Here is a 20,148-nt window from a genome sequence, read left to right as displayed (position 1 = left end):
GAACTGTTATGGATGCAATCTTTGACCTAATCAAAAAGGTCTTTACACCCGTCTTAGATATGGGTGGACCTGTCATCATGTTAATCATTTTGACAGTATTGGCTTTACTTTTTGGAGTTAAATTCTCCAAAGCGCTTGAAGGTGGTATCAAACTTGCCATCGCTCTTACAGGTATCGGTGCTATCATCGGTATGCTAAATGGTGCTTTCTCAGCATCACTTGCAAAATTCGTTGAAAACACTGGTATCCAATTGAGTATCACTGACGTTGGTTGGGCACCACTTGCAACAATCACTTGGGGATCTGCTTGGACACTTTACTTCTTGCTTATCATGTTGATTGTCAACGTAGTAATGCTTGCTATGAAGAAAACTGATACACTTGACGTCGATATCTTCGATATCTGGCACTTGTCTATCACAGGTCTTTTGATTAAATGGTATGCAGACAACAATGGTGTGAGCCAAGGGGTTTCACTCTTGATTGCTACAGCAGCTATCGTTCTTGTTGGTGTGTTGAAAATTATCAACTCTGACTTGATGAAACCTACATTTGATGACCTTCTTAACGCTCCAAGTTCATCACCAATGACATCAACTCACATGAACTACATGATGAACCCAGTTATCATGGTTTTGGATAAGATTTTTGAAAAATTCTTCCCAGGTCTTGATAAATATGACTTTGATGCTGCTAAATTGAACAAAAAAATCGGTTTCTGGGGATCTAAATTCTTTATCGGTTTCATTCTTGGTATTGTTATCGGTATTATGGGAACTCCACATCCAATTGAAGGGGTTGCGGATGCAGATAAATGGCGTCTTGTTATCAAAGGATGGTTGTCTCTTGGTTTGACTGCCGGTGTATCTTTGGAACTCTTCTCACTTATCGGTTCATGGTTCATCGCTGCCGTAGAACCACTTTCACAAGGTATTACAAACGTTGCTACTAAACGTCTTCAAGGACGTAAATTCAACATCGGTCTTGACTGGCCATTCATCGCTGGTCGTGCTGAAATCTGGGCTTGTGCCAACGTACTTGCACCAATCATGTTGATTGAAGCTGTGCTTCTTTCAAAAGTCGGAAATGGTATCTTGCCACTTGCAGGTATCATCGCTATGGGTGTTACTCCAGCTCTCTTGGTTGTAACTCGTGGTAAATTGCTCCGTATGATTATCTTCGGAACACTCTTGTTGCCACTCTTCCTTCTTTCAGGTACACTTATTGCACCATTTGCAACAGAACTTGCTAAAGGTGTAGGTGCCTTCCCAGCAGGTGTGAGCGAAACTCAATTGATTACTCACTCAACTCTTGAAGGACCAATCGAAAAACTTCTTGGTTGGACAATTGGTAACACTACAACTGGTGATATCAAAGCAATCCTTGGTGCTGTAGTCTTCCTTGTATTCTATATCGGTATCTTTGCATGGTACAGAAAACAAATGATCAAACGTAACGAAGAGTACGCAGCAAAAGCAAAATAATGCGCTCCTATAAAATGTAAATTGTTGAAACTAGGTTGTCATACCATTAGGAGTGACAACCTAGTTTTTTATAAACTATCAAGAAATCGGAGAAAATAATGGTAATTGAATTAAAATCAGAACAATTAAGAGTTCAATTTAACAGTTTTGGTGGGGCTCTTTCTTCTATAAAAGATGCTGAGGGACTTGAATATTTGTGGCAAGGAGATGCTACTTATTGGAGTGGACAAGCTCCTGTTCTCTTTCCCATTTGTGGTTCATTGAGAGAGGATACAGCACTTTATATAGATGAGAAGGGGCATGAAAGCAAAGGAAAGATTCCTCGTCATGGTTTGGTTCGCAAGAAAGAATTTGAATTAGTTGAACAGACAGATAATAGTGTGACTTTTGCAATTGAAGACGATGAGAATAGCTATCAGAACTACCCTTATCATTTCCGCTTAGAAATCACTTATATCCTTACTGGAAAGACAGTGCGGACTCAATACAAAATATTTAATAAAGAAATTAGCAAGGTCATGCCTTACTTTATTGGTGGACATCCAGGATTTAATTGTCCTCTGCTTGATGATGAAGTCTATGAAGATTATTATCTAGAGTTTGAAAAAGAAGAGACTTGCTCTGTTCCACGTCCTTTCCCAGAAACAGGTATGCTTGATTTTCAAGATAGAAGTCCATGGCTAGAAGGTCAAAAAGAATTAGACCTCAGCTATGATCTTTTCAGCACTGATGCAGTCACCTTAGATGAATTGCAATCTAGAACAATTGCCCTTCGTTCTCGTAAACATGATAAGGGATTGAAAGTGCACTTTACAGAGTTTCCAAATCTCATTATCTGGTCAACTTTGAATAAAGGTCCTTTCATTGCTTTTGAACCCTGGTCTGGCTTGTCAACATCCCTTGAAGAAGGAGATCATCTAGAAGATAAGAAGAATGTTCGTCTCCTAGAACCTGGTCAAGTGGATCAAATTGGTTTTGATATCGAAATTTTTTAATTAAAAAAACACAAAAACAAACATTAATTGTTGACTTTTTTAAGAAATAGGAGTATATTATGTTTGTAAGCAACAAATGATGTTTGTCGCAAACAAACAATCACTTGTTATATTCTCTTTCGTAGAGAAAGATTATTTCTAGGAAACTGATTTCCTAAACTTGAATAAGGTGTCATTCATCTCATTCAATCCAATTTGTCAATAAACTGCTAGAAAACTTTTTGTAGGTAAACTGCTAACCATAAAAGTTTTTACTAGCCTAGAAAAATAAAAGGAGTATACAATATGTCTATTGTTATCGGTGCAGATGCTGCAGGTTTGAGATTGAAAGAAGTTGTGAAAGACTTCTTGGAAAAAGAAAACTTCCACGTTGTGGATGTTACAGCTGAAGGTCAAGACTTTGTTGATGTGACTCTTGCTGTTGCTGCAGAAGTAAACAAAGAAGAACAAAACCTTGGTATCGTGATTGATGCTTATGGAGCAGGTCCATTTATGGTCGCAACTAAGATCAAAGGAATGGTTGCTGCAGAAGTATCTGACGAACGTTCAGCTTATATGACTCGTGGACACAACAACTCACGTATGATCACTATGGGTGCACAAATTGTCGGTGATGAATTGGCTAAAAATATCGCTAAAGGATTTGTTAACGGTAAATACGATGGTGGACGTCACCAAATTCGTGTCGACATGTTGAACAAAATGTGCTAATTAGATTACAGTAAGAAAGGTAAGTTAAAAATGAGAATTGCAATTGGATGTGACCACATCGTAACAGATGAAAAAATGGCGGTTTCAGAATTTTTGAAATCAAAAGGATATGAAGTCATTGACTTTGGTACATATGACCATACACGTACTCACTACCCAATATTTGGTAAAAAAGTAGGGGAAGCTGTAACTAGTGGTCAAGCTGATCTTGGGGTATGTATCTGTGGTACTGGTGTTGGTATCAACAACGCTGTAAATAAAGTTCCTGGTGTTCGTTCTGCCTTGGTTCGTGATATGACAACAGCTCTTTATGCTAAAGAACAATTGAACGCCAACGTTATCGGTTTTGGTGGTAAGATTACTGGTGAATTGCTCATGTGTGATATCATCGAAGCTTTCATCCATGCTGAATACAAACCATCTGAAGAAAACAAGAAATTGATTGCGAAAATTGAACACGTTGAAAGTCATAATGCTCAACAAACAGACGCAAACTTCTTCACTGAATTCCTTGAAAAATGGGATCGCGGAGAATACCACGACTAAGAGGTGACCTATGATTTTAACAGTCACAATGAACCCATCCATTGATATTTCCTATCCCTTGGATGAGTTAAAGATTGATACTGTCAATCGTGTGGTGGATGTAACCAAAACGGCTGGTGGTAAGGGCCTCAATGTTACCCGAGTACTTTCAGAATTTGGAGATTCTGTTCTTGCTACTGGTTTAGTGGGTGGTAAACATGGTGAGTTTTTGGTTGAAAATATCGATGATCAAGTAAAGAAAGATTTCTTCTCAATTCAGGGAGAAACTCGTAACTGTATCGCTATTCTTCACGGAGACAACCAAACAGAAGTTCTTGAAAAAGGTCCTGAAGTATTGGAACAGGAAGGTCAAGACTTTTTGGAACATTTCAAAAAACTCTTGGAGTCAGTTGAAGTAGTAGCTATCTCAGGTAGTCTGCCAGCTGGCCTTCCAGTTGATTACTATGCGAGCTTGGTAGAACTTGCTAATCAAGCTGGCAAGCCTGTTGTTTTGGACTGCTCTGGTGCAGCACTTCAGGCGGTTCTTGAATCACCACATAAACCAACAGTCATCAAACCAAATAATGAGGAATTGTCCCAGCTTCTAGGAAGAGAAGTTTCTGAGGATTTGGATGAATTAAAAGAAGTACTTCAAGAACCTTTGTTTGCAGGTATTGAATGGATTATCGTTTCACTTGGTGCCAACGGTGCCTTTGCCAAACATGGTGACACTTTCTACAAGGTAGATATTCCTAGAATTCAGGTAGTAAATCCTGTTGGATCTGGAGACTCTACTGTGGCAGGAATTTCTTCAGGACTTCTTCACAAAGAATCGGATGCAGAATTACTCATCAAGGCAAATGTCCTTGGTATGCTCAATGCTCAAGAAAAAATGACTGGTCATGTCAACATGGCCAACTATCAAGCTCTATATGATCAATTAATAGTAAAAGAGGTATAAAATGGCTTTAACAGAACAAAAACGTGCACGCTTAGAAAAACTTTCTGACGAAAATGGTATCATCTCAGCTCTTGCATTTGACCAACGTGGTGCTTTGAAACGCCTCATGGCTCAACACCAAACAGAAGAACCAACAGTGGCTCAAATGGAAGAACTGAAAGTATTGGTTGCAGATGAATTGACTAAATACGCATCCTCTATGCTTCTTGACCCTGAATATGGTCTTCCAGCTACAAAAGCGCTTGATCCAAATGCTGGCCTTCTCCTTGCTTATGAGAAAACTGGCTACGACACAACAAGCACCAAACGCTTGCCTGACTGTTTGGATGTTTGGTCTGCAAAACGCATCAAGGAACAAGGCGCTGACGCTGTGAAGTTCTTGCTTTACTATGACGTAGACAGCGCTGACGAACTCAACCAACAAAAACAAGCCTACATCGAACGCATCGGCTCTGAGTGTGTGGCAGAAGACATTCCTTTCTTCCTTGAAATCCTCGCTTACGATGAAAAAATCGCTGACGCAGGTTCTGCTGAATACGCTAAAGTGAAACCACACAAGGTTATTGGTGCTATGAAGGTCTTCTCAGACCCACGCTTTAACATCGATGTCTTGAAAGTAGAAGTTCCAGTCAATGTTAAATACGTTGAAGGCTTTGGTGATGGTGAAATCGTGCATACACGTGAAGAAGCGGCAGCCTTCTTCAAAGCACAAGATGAAGCAACTAACTTGCCATACATCTACTTGAGTGCTGGTGTATCAGCTAAACTCTTCCAAGATACTCTTGTATTTGCCCATGAATCAGGTGCAAATTTCAATGGTGTTCTTTGTGGCCGTGCTACATGGGCTGGATCAGTTGAAGCTTACATCAAAGATGGTGAAGCAGCAGCTCGCGAATGGCTTCGCACAACTGGTTTTGAAAACATTGACGAACTCAACAAGGTTCTTCAAACAACAGCGACTTCATGGAAAGAACGCGTGTAAAATCTTCCTCCTAGTTTAGGAACATGAATCTAAAAAAATTTTTAAAAAAAGTTACATGTAAAGGTTTACAAAATAACTTACTTGTGTTATACTTAAATCACAAGTTAATACAAGGTGAGTGTTACTAAGTAATATTAGGCATGATCACAGGTGGATTAGAAATCAAAGGATTTTCTAGTTCATTTGTGGTCATTTTTTGTACTCATATACCTTTAAGATACAAAAGGAGGTTGCCATGTATCGAATTCTAAATCCAATGAATCACAATGTCTCGCTTGTCAGAAACGACAAAGGAGAAGAAGTGATTGTGATTGGTAAAGGGATTACATTTGGAAAGAAGAAGGGGGATTTGATTTCTGAAAACCAAGTAGAGAAGATCTTTCGGATGAAGACAGAAGAGTCCAGAGAAAACTTTATGGCTCTCCTCAAAGATGTTCCGCTTGATTTTATCACAGTGACTTATGAAATCATTGATAAGTTATCGAAGAAATATCATTATCCGATTCAAGAGTATCTCTACGTAACCTTGACAGATCATATTTACTGTTCCTATCAAGCTCTAACACAAGGAAGGTACAAGGATAGTAATCTGCCAGATATTTCTGCCAAGTATCCTGTCGCTTTTCAAATCGCAAAGGAAGCCTTTGAAATCTATCGTCAGAAGTTGACAGATCATTTCCCTGAGGATGAAATTATTCGGATCGCTTATCATTTCATCAATGCCGAAGGGGAGAATGAAGTTCAAGTGGTTGAGTCGATTGATAAGAGGAAAGAAATTCTCAGGAATGTTGAAGAAGTGCTAAAGGGGTATGCGATTCAACGAACCAAAAAGAATAACCATTTCTATGATCGCTTTATGATTCATCTCAACTATTTTTTGGATTATTTAGACCGTTCCAGAGATGATAATCAATCGCTTCTATATATGGAAGACCATATTAAACAATCCTATCCAAAAGCGTTCGAGATTGGTTCCAAGATCTATGATGTGATTACGCAACATACGGGTCTTGATTTGTATAAAAGTGAACGAGTTTATCTAGTTCTACATATCCAACGTTTATTGTCATAAAAATTTAATTAAAAATACATAAGGAGAATTCTATCATGAATAGAGAAGAAGTAACATTGTTAGGTTTTGAAATCGTAGCCTATGCTGGCGATGCTCGTTCAAAACTATTGGAAGCCTTGAAGGCTGCTGAAGCTGGCGATTTTGCGAAAGCAGATGCTCTCGTGGAGGAAGCTGGTGGCTGTATCGCCGAGGCTCATCACGCGCAAACAAGTCTATTGACGAAGGAAGCAGCTGGTGAGGATTTGGCCTATAGTGTAACCATGATGCATGGCCAAGACCACTTGATGACAACTATCTTGTTAAAAGATTTGATGCACCATTTAATCGAACTCTATAAGAGAGGAGTTAAGTAATGAATAAATTAATTGCATTTATTGAGAAAGGAAAACCTTTCTTTGAGAAATTATCTCGTAATATCTATCTTCGTGCTATTCGTGATGGTTTCATTGCAGGGATGCCTGTTATTCTCTTCTCAAGTATCTTTATCTTGATTGCTTTTGTACCAAACTCATGGGGCTTTAAATGGTCTGATGATGTTGTTAATCTCCTCATGAAACCTTATAGCTATTCAATGGGGATTCTAGCTCTCTTGGTAGCTGGTACAACAGCTAAGTCATTGACCGACTCAGTAAACCGTAGCATGGAGAAAACCAATCAAATCAACTATATGTCAACACTTTTGGCAGCAATTGTTGGTTTGTTGATGTTGGCAGCTGATCCTATCGAAAATGGCCTAGCTACTGGATTCTTGGGGACAAAAGGTTTGCTTTCAGCCTTCCTTGCTGCCTTTGTTACTGTAGCCATCTATAAGGTTTGTGTTAAGAACAACGTCACTATTCGTATGCCTGACGAAGTTCCACCAAATATCTCACAAGTATTTAAAGATGTGATTCCATTCACTCTATCAGTGGTTTCTCTTTATGCTCTTGATTTACTAGCTCGTCATTTTGTTGGTGCAAGCGTAGCTGAATCAATCGGTAAATTCTTTGCACCATTATTCTCTGCTGCTGATGGTTATCTAGGTATTACGATTATCTTTGGTGCCTTTGCCTTCTTCTGGTTTGTTGGTATCCACGGTCCTTCAATCGTCGAGCCAGCAATCGCAGCTATTACCTATGCAAATGCTGAAGTCAACTTGAACCTTCTCCAACAAGGGATGCACGCTGACAAGATCCTTACTTCTGGTACACAAATGTTTATCGTTACCATGGGTGGTACTGGTGCGACACTGGTTGTTCCATTCATGTTCATGTGGTTGACCAAATCGAAACGAAACCGTGCAATCGGACGTGCGTCAGTAGTACCAACCTTCTTCGGTGTGAACGAACCAATCCTGTTTGGTGCTCCGCTAGTCTTGAACCCAATCTTCTTTATTCCATTCATCTTTGCTCCAATCGCAAACGTATGGATCTTTAAATTCTTCATTGAAACGCTCGGCATGAACTCATTTACTGCCAACCTTCCTTGGACAACACCAGGTCCGCTCGGTATTGTTCTCGGTACAAACTTCCAAGTTCTATCGTTCATCCTTGCTGCCCTTCTAATTGTTGTTGACATTGTCATTTACTATCCATTCCTTAAAGTCTATGATGAACAAATCCTTGAAGAAGAGCGTTCTGGTAAAGTTAATGATGAATTAAAAGAAAAAGTAGCTGCAAACTTCAATACTGCCAAAGCAGATGCTATTCTTGAAAAAGCAGGTGTAGAAGCAGCTCAAAACACAATCACAGAAGAAACAAATGTTCTCGTTCTCTGTGCTGGTGGAGGTACAAGTGGTCTCCTTGCAAACGCTCTAAACAAAGCAGCTGCAGAGTACAAGGTTCCTGTGAAAGCAGCAGCTGGTGGCTATGGAGCTCACCGTGAAATGTTGCCAGAGTTTGATCTGGTTATCCTTGCTCCTCAAGTTGCTTCAAACTTTGAAGACATGAAGGCCGAAACCGACAAACTTGGTATCAAACTTGCTAAGACAGAAGGTGGCCAATACATTAAACTGACTCGCGATGGAAAAGGCGCTCTTGCCTTTGTTCAAGCGCAGTTCGAAGAATAAAATGTAAATAGCGAAGAAGTGAGATGGAGGAACTCCTCCCAACTATACCCCCATCTCATTTCTATTTCTTGAAAGGTGAATCAAATGACAAAAACACTTCCAAAAGACTTTATTTTTGGCGGAGCAACAGCAGCCTACCAAGCAGAAGGTGCTACACATACTGATGGTAAAGGGCCAGTCGCCTGGGACAAATACCTCAAAGATAACTACTGGTACACTGCTGAACCAGCCAGTGATTTCTATCACAAATATCCAGTTGACCTCAAACTTGCAGAAGAATATGGTGTCAATGGTATCCGTATTTCAATCGCTTGGTCACGTATCTTTCCAACGGGTTATGGGAAGGTTAATGACAAGGGGGTTGAGTTCTATCATAATCTATTTGCAGAGTGCCACAAACGGCATGTTGAGCCCTTCGTGACTCTTCATCACTTTGACACGCCAGAAGCACTTCATTCAAACGGAGATTTCCTGAATAGAGAAAACATTAATCACTTTGTGGATTATGCGGCCTTCTGTTTTGAAGAATTTCCTGAAGTTAACTTTTGGACAACCTTTAATGAAATTGGGCCGATAGGAGATGGCCAGTATTTGGTTGGGAAATTTCCACCAGGTATCCAGTACGACCTTGCCAAAGTCTTCCAATCTCATCACAATATGATGGTGTCGCATGCGCGTGCAGTAAAACTTTTCAAGGATAAGGGATATAAGGGTGAAATTGGTGTGGTTCATGCACTGCCTACTAAGTATCCTCTGGATCCAGATAATCCAGCAGATGTTCGTGCAGCCGAGTTAGAAGATATCATTCACAATAAATTTATTTTGGATGCGACTTATCTAGGACGATATTCCGAAGAAACAATGGAAGGTGTCAACCATATCTTAGCAGTCAATGGTGGAAGTTTAGATCTGCGTGAAGAAGACTTCGCAGTCCTAGAAGCAGCAAAAGACCTGAATGACTTCCTTGGAATTAACTACTACATGAGTGATTGGATGCAAGCCTTTGATGGCGAAACAGAAATCATTCATAACGGTAAGGGTGAAAAAGGAAGCTCTAAGTATCAGATTAAGGGAGTTGGACGTCGAGTGGCGCCTGACTATGTCCCACGTACGGACTGGGACTGGATTATCTATCCTCAAGGTTTGTATGATCAAATCATGCGCGTGAAGAAAGATTACCCAAATTACAAGAAAATCTACATCACAGAGAATGGTCTCGGATACAAAGATGAGTTTGTGGATGGGACAGTCTACGATGATGGACGGATTGATTATGTTAAGAAACACATGGAAGTGATAGCAGATGCAATCTCCGATGGAGCCAATGTCAAAGGCTATTTTATCTGGTCGCTAATGGATGTCTTTTCTTGGTCAAATGGTTACGAAAAGCGTTACGGCCTCTTCTATGTTGATTTTGAAACCCAGGAGCGCTATCCAAAGAAATCAGCTCACTGGTACAAGAAACTAGCTGAGACACAACTTATTGATTAAAATTCAACAAAAATTCCCCGCCAAAAGGCAGGGGAATTTTTATGGTTTTGATAAAAGAATGGTTGTTTGTTTCGACAGATCTTCAAATGTCTCCTGACTCAGTTTGGAATCTGAAACGATGGTATCAATCTCTGAGATATTGTAAAAAGTGTAAAAATCAAACTTATTAAACTTACTGTGGTCTGCCAGTAAGTATTTTTTATTGGCATTGTTCAAGGCGATTCGTTGTACCTCGCCCTCTTCTTCACTGAAAGTAGCAATTGCTTTATCCTTAATACCATTACAGCTAACAAATGCCTTAGAAAACTGAAGATTTGTCAAATCCTGCAAGGTGAGTGTCCCTACAAAAGCACCAGTGATAGAGCGATAATTTCCGCCAATCAAGATCAAATCTGTTAATTTTCGTTCGTTTAGGATGAGAAAAACTGGAAGACTGTTTGTTACAACACGAATGTTATCGATAGGGAGCTCACGAGCAAAACATTCTAAGGTTGTTCCTGGCCCGATAAAAATAGTTTCACCTTCGTCAATCAAATGGCCGGCAAAACGGCTAATTTCTTGTTTTTCAGCAATCTGCAAGCCTTGTTTTTCAACATTTGAGCGTTCGTTGTTTAAGAGAGAACCTGTACGAAGTTTTTCAGCGCCACCATGCACGCGTACCAGCAAATCCTTATCTGCCAATTCTTGTAAGTAGCGACGAGCTGTCATATCTGACACATCAAGACTCTCCATAATCTCTTTTACAGTAATAGTGCCTTTTGTATTTACTGCTTCTAAAATACTATCTAGTTTTTCTTGCTTCAGCATCCTTATCACCTCGATTTCTACTATTATTATCTTACCATAAAACGCTCGATCAATCAAATAGAAAAAAACAAAATAAAACAAAAACAAAAATCTCACAGTCTGTTTAAACAAACTGTGAGAAGTATGGATGAAAGCTTATTTTTAATCTAAACCGTAGTTGTAATCATCATCTTGCATGGCCTCAACTTCACCGAGGAGGTAACCATTTCCGACTTGGGAGAAGAAGTCGTGATTGGATGTTCCAGTTGAGATTCCGTTCATGACAATAGGATTGACATCATCTGCTGAGTCTGGGAAGAGTGGATCTTGCCCCAGGTTCATGAGCGCCTTGTTAGCATTGTAGCGAAGGAAGGTTTTAACTTCTTCCGTCCAACCAACACCGTCATAGAGACTTTCTGTATAGCCCTCTTCGTTCTCGTAGAGAGTGTAGAGCAGGTCGTACATCCATTCTTTAAGTTTTTCTTGCTCTTCTTCAGGCAATTCGTTAAAACCAAGCTGGAACTTGTAACCAATGTAAGTTCCGTGAACAGATTCATCACGGATAATCAACTTGATAATTTCCGCAACGTTGGCCAGTTTGTTGTTACCGAGATAGTAGAGTGGTGTAAAGAAACCAGAGTAGAAGAGGAAGGTTTCAAGGAAAACGCTGGCAACCTTCTTTTCAAGGGGGCTACCATTGAGGTAGATTTCATTGATAATTTCTGCTTTTCTTTGTAGGTAGGGATTAGTGTTGGTCCATTCAAAGATTTCTTCAATTTCAGCCTTAGTATTCAAGGTTGAAAAGATAGAAGAGTAAGATTTTGCGTGGACAGATTCCATAAATTGGATGTTGTTGAAAACAGCTTCCTCATGCGGTGTACGGATGTCTGAGCGAAGCGCTTGAACCCCTGTTTCAGATTGCATGGTATCCAAAAGGGTCAAACCACCAAAGACTTTTCCAACCAAGTCTTTTTCTTTGTTTGATAGTTTTCTCCAGTCATCAAGGTCATTTGACAAGGGGATACGTGTATCGAGCCAGAATTGCTCCGTCAGCTTTTCCCAAGTTGATTTGTCGATGACATCTTCGATGGCATTCCAGTTAATGGCTTTGTAGTAAGTTTCCATTTGAAATCTCTTTCTGTATGTAATAATGCGATTGTCGAATCCTCTCTATTTTATCATAATTCTAGAGGAGTATCGCACAAAAAGTCGGAAGTCCGACTTTTTGTTATTTCATAGTATAGATGCTTATTCCAGTCTAACATGGTGATTGAATCACTAGTCTGAGAAAATGTGGTTGCCTCAGATAAAAACTAAATCACACAGCTTTCACATTGGTTAGCACCGACCTCTCCACCGTCGTCTGTAAAGGTACGGACATAGTAGATAGACTTGATACCCTTGTTAAAGGCATAGTTACGAAGGATTGACAAGTCACGTGTCGTTTGTTTGTTTTCTTTCTTCCATTCGTAAAGACCTTTTGGAATGTCGCTACGCATAAAGAGGGTGAGTGAAAGTCCTTGATCCACGTGTTCAGTTGCAGCAGCGTAAACATTAATCACTTTACGCATATCCATGTCATAAGCAGAAGTGTAGTAAGGAATGGTATCTGTAGACAAGCCTGCAGCAGGATAGTAGATCTTACCGATTTTCTTTTCTTGACGTTCTTCGATACGTTGCGTAATCGGGTGGATAGAAGCAGAAACATCGTTGATGTAGCTGATAGAACCATTTGGAGCAACAGCAAGACGGTTTTGGTGATAAAGACCATCTGCTTGAACCTTTTCGCGAAGTTCAGCCCAGTCAGCAGCACTTGGTATAAAGACATCTTTAAAGAGTTCTTTAACACGGTCTGATTTTGGAACAAATTCGCCAGTTACATACTTGTCAAAGTAGCTACCGTTAGCATAGTCTGATTTTTCAAAGTTGTGGAAGGTGATACCACGTTCACGGGCGATATTATTTGATTCCACCAAGGTCCAGTAGTTCATAAGCATAAAGTAGATGCTTGTAAATTCAATTGACTCAGGTGATCCATATTCGATCAGTTGTTGCGCAAGGTAACTGTGAAGTCCCATGGCACCAAGACCAAAGGTGTGAGCCAAGCTATTTCCGTGGTCGATAGTAGGGACGGCTACGATGTGTGAACTATCTGTAACGAAAGTAAGGGCACGAACCATAGCGCGAATAGAACGACCAAAGTTAGGTGAAGTCATCATGTTGACAACGTTTGTTGATCCAAGGTTACATGAAACGTCTGTTCCCATTTGAAGGAATTCTTGAGCATCGTTGATCAAGCTTGGTTCTTGGACCTGAAGAATCTCAGAACACAAGTTACTCATGATAATCTTTCCATCTACTGGATTTGCACGGTTAGCCGTATCAATGTTGACTACATAAGGGTAACCAGATTCTTGTTGCAATTTAGAGATTTCAGTTTCCAAATCACGCGCCTTGATTTTTGTCTTGCGGATATTTGGATTTGCGACTAATTCATCGTATTTTTCAGTGATGTCGATGTAGTTGAATGGTACACCGTACTCAAGCTCTACAGAGTAAGGGCTAAAGAGATACATTTCTTCATTTTTACGAGCTAATTCGTAGAATTTATCGGGTACCACAACTCCAAGTGAGAGGGTCTTAACACGAACCTTTTCATCGGCATTTTCTTTCTTAGTGGAAAGGAAAGCGATGATATCTGGGTGAAAGACGTTGAGGTAGACAACCCCGGCACCTTGACGTTGCCCGAGTTGGTTTGAGTAAGAGAAGCTGTCTTCAAAAAGCTTCATAACTGGTACGACACCAGAAGCAGCACCTTCATAACCTTTGATAGGAGCTCCAGCTTCACGAAGGTTGCTGAGGGAAATTCCCACACCACCACCGATACGTGAAAGTTGAAGAGCAGAGTTGATAGAACGTCCGATAGAGTTCATGTCATCAGTTACTTGAATCAAGAAACAAGAGACCAACTCCCCACGACGAGCACGGCCTGCGTTCAAAAAGGAAGGAGTAGCTGGTTGGTAGCGTTGGTGGATGATTTCATTGGCAATATCAGTCGCGATCGCTTCATCCCCGTCAGCAAAGTAAAGTGCATTAAAGAAGACACGGTCTTCCATACTTTCAAGGTAATATTCACCGTCATTAGTCTTCAAGGCGTACTGGTTGTAAAACTTATAGGCTGCCATGAATGATTTGAATTGGAAGTTTTGGTCTTTGATGAATTGATGCAGTTCTTCCAAAAACTCTGGACGGTACTTCTTGAGAAATGCAGTTTCAATATAGTTATGTTCAATAAGGTAGTTGATTTTATCAGTAATTGAATCAAAAACCATAGTGTTTGGAACTACATTTTCTTTAAAGAAGGCATCCAAGGCTTCTTTATCTTTATGAAGCATGATTTGTCCATTGACAGGACGGTTGATTTCGTTATTGAGACGGAAGTAAGTCACGTCCTCAAGATGTTTTAATCCCATAAAATTTCCTTTATCTAATTACAAAAGAAAGGCCTCTAAGTTAGCCCTAGAAGCAATCTCTTCTGGATGATGTACTAAGATTATGCTAATTGTTTCAGTTTTCCTGGTTGGAAACCTGAAAAGACTTCAGTTGGTGTTTGGATAACAGGAGCAGCGCTGAAACCAAGCTCTTTAACTTGATCTATGTACTCTGGTTGCTCGTCGAGATTGATCTCACGATAAGCGACATTGTTGCTGTCCAAGAAACGTTTGGTCATCTTACATTGGACGCAGTTATTTTTAGAATAAACGGTTACCATTTTCGTAACTCCTCTTTCAAAATAGATTACTTTCTTAGTATATCAGAAAAAAAAACTTTGTCAAACTTTTTAAACTAAATCTTGTGCTAAAAAGTTACAGTTTTGAAATCAAAACACAAGATATAGTGTTTTTTGAAACATAAATTTTGACTTCCGTTGAATTGTCAAACTTTCTCAAAATAAAAAAACTACATACTGTATATTGGCAATATAAATAGAAGATTTTCAGCAAGTTATCAGAAAGGAAAACGAAGAAAATCCATAAAATACTTGAAAAATTATCTAGAAGGTGATATAATACAGTCTTGTAAGGGTTATCACATATAATCCAAAAAAGAAATAACTAAAGGAGAGTCAAACTATGGCTTCTAAAGATTTCCACGTAGTGGCAGAAACAGGTATTCACGCACGTCCAGCAACATTGTTGGTTCAAACAGCTAGCAAATTTGCTTCAGATATCACTCTTGAATACAAAGGTAAATCAGTAAACCTTAAATCTATCATGGGTGTTATGAGTCTTGGTGTTGGCCAAGGTGCTGACGTTACAATTTCAGCTGAAGGTGCAGATGCTGACGACGCAATCGCTGCTATCACTGAAACTATGGAAAAAGAAGGATTGGCATAAGGAAAATGACAGAAATGCTTAAAGGAATCGCAGCATCAGACGGTGTTGCAGTTGCAAAAGCATATCTACTCGTTCAACCGGATTTGTCATTTGAGACTATTACAGTCGAAGATACAAACGCAGAAGAAGCTCGCCTTGATGCCGCTCTAAAAGCATCACAAGACGAGCTTTCTGTTATTCGTGAGAAAGCAGTAGGTACGCTCGGTGAAGAAGCTGCTCAAGTTTTTGACGCTCACTTAATGGTTCTTGCTGACCCAGAAATGATCAGCCAAATTAAGGAAACAATCCGTGCGAAGAAAGTGAATGCAGAAGCAGGTCTGAAAGAAGTGACAGACATGTTTATCACTATCTTTGAAGGTATGGAAGACAACCCATACATGCAAGAACGTGCAGCGGATATCCGCGACGTGACGAAACGTGTATTGGCAAATCTCCTTGGTAAGAAATTGCCAAACCCAGCTTCTATCAATGAAGAAGTGATCGTGATTGCGCATGACTTGACTCCTTCAGATACAGCTCAATTGGACAAAAACTTTGTAAAAGCTTTTGTAACCAACATCGGTGGACGTACGAGCCACTCAGCTATCATGGCGCGTACACTTGAAATAGCTGCAGTATTGGGTACAAACAACATCACTGAAATTGTTAAAGATGGTGATATCCTTGCTGTTAACGGTATCACTGGTGAAGTGATTATCAACCCAACTGATGAGCAAGCGGCAGAATTCAAGGCAGCTGGTGAAGCTTATGCGAAACAAAAAGCTGAATGGGCTCTCTTGAAAGATGCTAAGACAGTAACTGCTGATGGTAAACACTTTGAATTGGCTGCTAACATCGGTACTCCAAAAGACGTTGAAGGTGTCAATGTCAACGGTGCCGAAGCTGTTGGTCTTTACCGTACAGAGTTCTTGTACATGGATTCTCAAGACTTCCCAACAGAAGACGAGCAGTACGAAGCATACAAAGCTGTACTTGAAGGAATGAACGGTAAGCCTGTTGTTGTTCGTACAATGGATATCGGTGGAGATAAGGAACTTCCTTACTTCGATATGCCTCATGAAATGAACCCATTCCTTGGATTCCGTGCCCTTCGTATCTCTATTTCTGAAACTGGAGATGCTATGTTCCGCACACAAATCCGTGCTCTTCTTCGTGCGTCTGTACACGGTCAATTGCGTATCATGTTCCCGATGGTTGCGCTCTTGAAAGAATTCCGTGCAGCGAAGGCAGTCTTTGACGAAGAAAAAGCAAACCTTCTTGCTGAAGGTGTTGCAGTTGCGGATAATATCCAAGTTGGTATCATGATCGAAATCCCAGCAGCAGCAATGCTTGCAGACCAATTTGCAAAAGAAGTTGACTTCTTCTCAATTGGTACAAACGACTTGATCCAATACACAATGGCAGCAGACCGTATGAACGAGCAAGTTTCATACCTTTACCAACCATACAACCCATCAATCCTACGTTTGATTAACAATGTTATCAAAGCAGCTCACGCTGAAGGTAAATGGGCAGGTATGTGTGGTGAGATGGCTGGTGACCAAAAAGCTGTTCCACTTCTTGTCGGAATGGGCTTGGATGAGTTCTCTATGTCAGCAACATCTGTCCTTCGTACACGTAGCTTGATGAAGAAACTCGACACAGCTAAGATGGAAGAGTACGCAAACCGTGCCCTTACAGAATGCTCAACAATGGAAGAAGTTCTTGAACTTCAAAAAGAATACGTTGACTTTGATTAATTGAAAGGTCCTTGCAACTCAGTTGCAGGGATTTTTTGTTTTAAAAAATTTGGTGATTGATTTTCAATATAGGATTCTCAAATCAGACTGTTCAGATAGAAGATAGTGTAGAAAACAAAAAAATCGTTAACTGGTTCATAAAATTCTTGACAAGTTGAAAATTTAGGAGTAAACTATTAACCAGTTAACTTTTAGAGAGGAGTTTCTGCAATTTAGGAATGAATTGCAACTAGAAATATCAAAAAGAAAGAGAGTTTCGATGAAAATTAATAAAAAATATCTAGCAGGTTCTGCGGCAGCCTTGATTTTAAGTGTTTGTTCTTATGAGTTGGGATTGTATCAAGCTAGAATAGTCAAGGAAAATAATCGTGTGTCTTACGTTGATGGAAAACAAGCAGCGCAAAAAACGGAGAATCTAACTCCTGATGAGGTTAGTAAAAAAGAAGGCATCAATGCCGAACAAATCGTCATCAAGATAACAGACCAAGGCTATGTCACTTCACATGGCGACCACTATCATTATTACAATGGTAAGGTCCCTTATGACGCTATCATCAGTGAAGAGTTGCTCATGAAGGATCCAAACTACCAGCTCAAGGACGAGGATATTGTCAGTGAAATCAAGGGTGGTTATGTTATTAAGGTAGATGGAAAATACTATGTTTACCTTAAGGATGCGGCCCATGCGGATAATGTCCGTACGAAAGAAGAAATCAATCGACAAAAACAAGAGCATAGTCAGCATCGTGAAGGAGGAACTTCAGCAAATGATGGTGCGGTAGCCTTGGCACGTTCACAAGGACGCTACACCACGGATGATGGCTACATCTTTAATGCCTCTGATATCATTGAAGATACTGGTGATGCTTACATCGTTCCTCATGGCGACCATTATCATTACATTCCTAAAAGTGAGTTATCAGCCAGCGAATTGGCTGCAGCAGAAGCCTTTCTATCTGGTAGAAGTGGTCAATCGAATACGCCTACTTATCGCCGTAGCAATAACAACAGTGCTAGCAGCGATGTAGATAGATGGACTCCATCCTATAATAATCAAGGCAACAGCTATAACAATCAAAGCAACAGCTATACGAACACGAACACAGCTAACAACAGTAGCGACGATAACCAAGCAAGTCAGAGTGATGAGGATATTGATAGCCTTCTGAAACAACTTTACGCCTTGCCACTCAGCCAACGACACGTAGAATCTGATGGCCTTGTCTTCGACCCAGCACAGATTACAAGTCGAACAGCTAGAGGAGTTGCTGTACCTCATGGGAACCATTACCATTTCATCCCTTATTCACAGATGTCTGAATTGGAAGAACGAATCGCTCGTATTATTCCTCTACAGTACAGTTCGAACCATAGGGTGCCAGATTCAAGACCAGAACAACCAAGTCCACAACCGACTCCGGAACCTAGTCCAAGCCTGCAACCTGCACCAAATCCTCAACCATCTCCAAGCAATCCAATTGACGAAAAATTGGTCAAACAGGTGATTCGAAAAGTAGCCAATGGCTATGTATTTGAGGAGAATGGAATCTCTCGTTATATTCCTGCCAAGGAACTTTCAGCAGAAACAGCAGCAGCCATTGATAATAAACTAGCCAAGCAAGAAAGTTTATCTCATAAACTCGGAGCTAAGAAAACCAACCTCCCATCTGGTAATCGAGGATTTTACAATAAGGCTTATGATTTACTAGCAGCAGTTCATCAAGACTTACTTGCTAATAAAGGGCGTCAAGCTGATTTTGACACTTTGGATAAACTGTTGGAACGTTTAAATGATGAAAGCAGTGATAAAGTCAAGTTGGTGGATGATATCTTGGCCTTTCTAGCACCGATTCGTCATCCAGAACGTTTAGGAAAACCAAATGCGCAAATTGCCTACACTGATGATGAGATTCAGGTAGCCAAGTTGGCAGGCAAGTATACAACAGAAGATGGCTATATCTTTGATCCTCGTGATATCACCAGTGATGAGGGGGATGCCTATGTAACTCCACATATGACCCATAGCCATTGGATTAAAAAAGATAGTTTGTCTGAAGCCGAAAGAGCGGCAGCCCAGGCTTATGCTAAAGAGAAAGGTTTGACTCCTCCTTCAACAGACCATCAGAATCCAGGAAATACGGAGGCTAAAGGAGCAGAAGCTATCTACAACCGCGTGAAAGCAGCTAAAAAGGTGCCGCTTGATCGTATGCCTTACAATCTCCAACATACCGTGGAAGTTAAAAACGGTAGTTTAATCATTCCTCATTATGATCATTACCATAACATCAAATTTGAGTGGTTTGACGAAGGACTTTATGAGGCACCTAAAGGATATACTCTTGAAGATCTCTTTGCGACTGTCAAGTACTATGTCGAACATCCGAACGAACGTCCGCATTCAGATAGTGGTTGGGGCAATGCAAGTGATCATGTTCAAAGAAACCAAAATGGTCAAGCTGATACCAATCAAACGGAAAAACCATCAGAGGAGAAACCTCGGACAGACAAACCTGAGGAAGAAAAGCCACGCGAAGAGAAGCCTCAAAGTGAGAAACCAGAATCTCCAAAACCAACTGAGGAGCCGGAAGAAGAATCACCAGAGGAACCAGAAGAACCTCAGGTCGAGACTGAAAAGGTTGAAGCGAAGTTGAGAGAGGCTGAAGAGCTACTTGCAAAGATCCAAGACCCCATTATCAAGTCCAATGCCAAAGAAACTCTCACTGGCTTAAAAAATAACCTGCTATTTGGTGCTCAGGATAACAATACCATTATGGCTGATGCTGAAAAGTTGTTGGCTTTATTAAAGGAGAGCAAGTAAAGGTAGAAGCATTTTCTAGATCCTAAAAACAGGATAGGAGATCTAGAAAAGTTAAAATCGAAAATGAGAACAGAATGTAAGTTCTAGTTCTCATTTTTTTCATGAAAATATGTAAAATATCTTGACATATAGTGTAAATA

Annotated in this window: 17 protein-coding genes; 13 read left to right on the top strand and 4 right to left on the bottom strand. The window is 40.2% G+C overall.

Features of this window, described 5'->3' with window-relative positions; all coding sequences use genetic code 11:
• Positions 1-8: 8 nt before the first annotated feature.
• The 10 genes from HMPREF1516_RS01580 (at position 9) to lacG (ending at position 10,268) form a co-directional block, all read left to right on the top strand.
• Entirely contained in the window at positions 9-1,484 is a 1,476-nt protein-coding gene (locus tag HMPREF1516_RS01580; protein WP_033605646.1) for a PTS galactitol transporter subunit IIC, read from the top strand.
• 98 nt (positions 1,485-1,582) lie between these two features.
• Complete coding sequence (locus tag HMPREF1516_RS09725; protein WP_084647623.1) at positions 1,583-2,479, top strand: aldose 1-epimerase family protein; 897 nt, start codon at positions 1,583-1,585, stop codon at positions 2,477-2,479.
• A gap of 285 nt (positions 2,480-2,764) precedes the next feature.
• Entirely contained in the window at positions 2,765-3,190 is a 426-nt protein-coding gene (gene lacA / locus HMPREF1516_RS01570) for a galactose-6-phosphate isomerase subunit LacA (RefSeq protein ID WP_033605645.1), read from the top strand.
• A 30-nt stretch (positions 3,191-3,220) separates the two neighbouring features.
• On the top strand, positions 3,221-3,736 hold the full coding sequence (gene lacB / locus HMPREF1516_RS01565) for a galactose-6-phosphate isomerase subunit LacB (RefSeq protein ID WP_001216913.1): 516 nt from the start codon (positions 3,221-3,223) through the stop codon (positions 3,734-3,736).
• Between the two features lie 10 nt (positions 3,737-3,746).
• Positions 3,747-4,676 (top strand): tagatose-6-phosphate kinase, encoded by a 930-nt coding sequence (locus HMPREF1516_RS01560; RefSeq protein ID WP_033605644.1) that lies wholly within the window; start codon positions 3,747-3,749, stop codon positions 4,674-4,676.
• A 1-nt stretch (position 4,677) separates the two neighbouring features.
• Positions 4,678-5,658, top strand: coding sequence for a tagatose-bisphosphate aldolase (lacD, locus tag HMPREF1516_RS01555; protein WP_033605643.1), 981 nt, complete (start codon positions 4,678-4,680; stop codon positions 5,656-5,658).
• A gap of 235 nt (positions 5,659-5,893) precedes the next feature.
• Entirely contained in the window at positions 5,894-6,730 is an 837-nt protein-coding gene (locus HMPREF1516_RS01550; protein ID WP_000285743.1) for a PRD domain-containing protein, read from the top strand.
• A gap of 35 nt (positions 6,731-6,765) precedes the next feature.
• Positions 6,766-7,083, top strand: coding sequence for a PTS lactose/cellobiose transporter subunit IIA (locus HMPREF1516_RS01545; protein ID WP_009730102.1), 318 nt, complete (start codon positions 6,766-6,768; stop codon positions 7,081-7,083).
• The gene (locus HMPREF1516_RS01540; protein ID WP_001037312.1) at positions 7,083-8,777 is read left to right on the top strand and encodes a lactose-specific PTS transporter subunit EIIC; all 1,695 of its coding nucleotides are present in this window, start codon (positions 7,083-7,085) and stop codon (positions 8,775-8,777) included. Before HMPREF1516_RS01545 ends, HMPREF1516_RS01540 begins: the two co-directional genes overlap by 1 nt.
• Positions 8,778-8,861: 84 nt before the next feature.
• A complete protein-coding gene (gene lacG / locus HMPREF1516_RS01535) occupies positions 8,862-10,268 on the top strand; it encodes a 6-phospho-beta-galactosidase (RefSeq protein WP_000169301.1) in 1,407 nt (468 codons plus the stop codon).
• A gap of 39 nt (positions 10,269-10,307) precedes the next feature.
• On the opposite strand, the gene HMPREF1516_RS01530 is transcribed toward lacG, so the two are convergent.
• The 4 genes from HMPREF1516_RS01530 to nrdH form a co-directional block, all read right to left on the bottom strand.
• Positions 10,308-11,075 (bottom strand): DeoR/GlpR family DNA-binding transcription regulator, encoded by a 768-nt coding sequence (locus HMPREF1516_RS01530; protein WP_000917585.1) that lies wholly within the window; start codon positions 11,073-11,075, stop codon positions 10,308-10,310.
• Between the two features lie 141 nt (positions 11,076-11,216).
• Positions 11,217-12,179 (bottom strand): class 1b ribonucleoside-diphosphate reductase subunit beta, encoded by a 963-nt coding sequence (gene nrdF, locus HMPREF1516_RS01525; protein ID WP_033605642.1) that lies wholly within the window; start codon positions 12,177-12,179, stop codon positions 11,217-11,219.
• A 188-nt stretch (positions 12,180-12,367) separates the two neighbouring features.
• Positions 12,368-14,527, bottom strand: a complete 2,160-nt coding sequence (gene nrdE, locus HMPREF1516_RS01520) for a class 1b ribonucleoside-diphosphate reductase subunit alpha (protein WP_033605641.1) — start codon at positions 14,525-14,527, stop codon at positions 12,368-12,370.
• Positions 14,528-14,607: 80 nt separating this feature from the next.
• The gene (gene nrdH / locus HMPREF1516_RS01515; RefSeq protein ID WP_000259240.1) at positions 14,608-14,826 is read right to left on the bottom strand and encodes a glutaredoxin-like protein NrdH; all 219 of its coding nucleotides are present in this window, start codon (positions 14,824-14,826) and stop codon (positions 14,608-14,610) included.
• A gap of 361 nt (positions 14,827-15,187) precedes the next feature.
• Here nrdH and HMPREF1516_RS01510 point away from each other — a divergent pair, with 361 nt between their 5' ends.
• The 3 genes from HMPREF1516_RS01510 (at position 15,188) to HMPREF1516_RS01500 (ending at position 20,008) form a co-directional block, all read left to right on the top strand.
• Entirely contained in the window at positions 15,188-15,451 is a 264-nt protein-coding gene (locus HMPREF1516_RS01510) for a phosphocarrier protein HPr (protein ID WP_000146948.1), read from the top strand.
• 5 nt (positions 15,452-15,456) lie between these two features.
• Positions 15,457-17,190, top strand: a complete 1,734-nt coding sequence (ptsP, locus tag HMPREF1516_RS01505; protein WP_000138125.1) for a phosphoenolpyruvate--protein phosphotransferase — start codon at positions 15,457-15,459, stop codon at positions 17,188-17,190.
• A gap of 259 nt (positions 17,191-17,449) precedes the next feature.
• Positions 17,450-20,008 carry a pneumococcal-type histidine triad protein gene (locus HMPREF1516_RS01500; protein ID WP_033605640.1) on the top strand — a complete coding sequence of 853 codons (2,559 nt, stop codon included), beginning with the start codon at positions 17,450-17,452 and terminating at the stop codon, positions 20,006-20,008.
• Positions 20,009-20,148 lie beyond the last annotated feature (140 nt).

The organism is Streptococcus sp. CM6, from assembly GCF_000526095.1.
Taxonomy (GTDB): Bacteria; Bacillota; Bacilli; order Lactobacillales; family Streptococcaceae; genus Streptococcus; species Streptococcus oralis_BW.
Note: the sequence above shows the minus strand (reverse complement) of the source record. Positions and strands in the feature narration are given on the sequence as shown.

Excerpts from the sequence above, each read along its gene's own strand:
- ptsP (WP_000138125.1), top strand. The coding sequence starts at position 15,457 with ATGACAGAAATGCTTAAAGGAATCGCAGCATCAGACGGTGTTGCAGTT.
- HMPREF1516_RS01530 (WP_000917585.1), bottom strand. The coding sequence starts at position 11,075 with ATGCTGAAGCAAGAAAAACTAGATAGTATTTTAGAAGCAGTAAATACA.
- HMPREF1516_RS09725 (WP_084647623.1), top strand. The coding sequence starts at position 1,583 with ATGGTAATTGAATTAAAATCAGAACAATTAAGAGTTCAATTTAACAGT.
- lacG (WP_000169301.1), top strand. The coding sequence starts at position 8,862 with ATGACAAAAACACTTCCAAAAGACTTTATTTTTGGCGGAGCAACAGCA.
- HMPREF1516_RS01510 (WP_000146948.1), top strand. The coding sequence starts at position 15,188 with ATGGCTTCTAAAGATTTCCACGTAGTGGCAGAAACAGGTATTCACGCA.
- HMPREF1516_RS01550 (WP_000285743.1), top strand. The coding sequence starts at position 5,894 with ATGTATCGAATTCTAAATCCAATGAATCACAATGTCTCGCTTGTCAGA.
- HMPREF1516_RS01500 (WP_033605640.1), top strand. The coding sequence starts at position 17,450 with ATGAAAATTAATAAAAAATATCTAGCAGGTTCTGCGGCAGCCTTGATT.
- HMPREF1516_RS01545 (WP_009730102.1), top strand. The coding sequence starts at position 6,766 with ATGAATAGAGAAGAAGTAACATTGTTAGGTTTTGAAATCGTAGCCTAT.
- HMPREF1516_RS01540 (WP_001037312.1), top strand. The coding sequence starts at position 7,083 with ATGAATAAATTAATTGCATTTATTGAGAAAGGAAAACCTTTCTTTGAG.
- HMPREF1516_RS01560 (WP_033605644.1), top strand. The coding sequence starts at position 3,747 with ATGATTTTAACAGTCACAATGAACCCATCCATTGATATTTCCTATCCC.
- HMPREF1516_RS01580 (WP_033605646.1), top strand. The coding sequence starts at position 9 with ATGGATGCAATCTTTGACCTAATCAAAAAGGTCTTTACACCCGTCTTA.
- lacD (WP_033605643.1), top strand. The coding sequence starts at position 4,678 with ATGGCTTTAACAGAACAAAAACGTGCACGCTTAGAAAAACTTTCTGAC.
- lacA (WP_033605645.1), top strand. The coding sequence starts at position 2,765 with ATGTCTATTGTTATCGGTGCAGATGCTGCAGGTTTGAGATTGAAAGAA.
- lacB (WP_001216913.1), top strand. The coding sequence starts at position 3,221 with ATGAGAATTGCAATTGGATGTGACCACATCGTAACAGATGAAAAAATG.
- nrdE (WP_033605641.1), bottom strand. The coding sequence starts at position 14,527 with ATGGGATTAAAACATCTTGAGGACGTGACTTACTTCCGTCTCAATAAC.
- nrdH (WP_000259240.1), bottom strand. The coding sequence starts at position 14,826 with ATGGTAACCGTTTATTCTAAAAATAACTGCGTCCAATGTAAGATGACC.
- nrdF (WP_033605642.1), bottom strand. The coding sequence starts at position 12,179 with ATGGAAACTTACTACAAAGCCATTAACTGGAATGCCATCGAAGATGTC.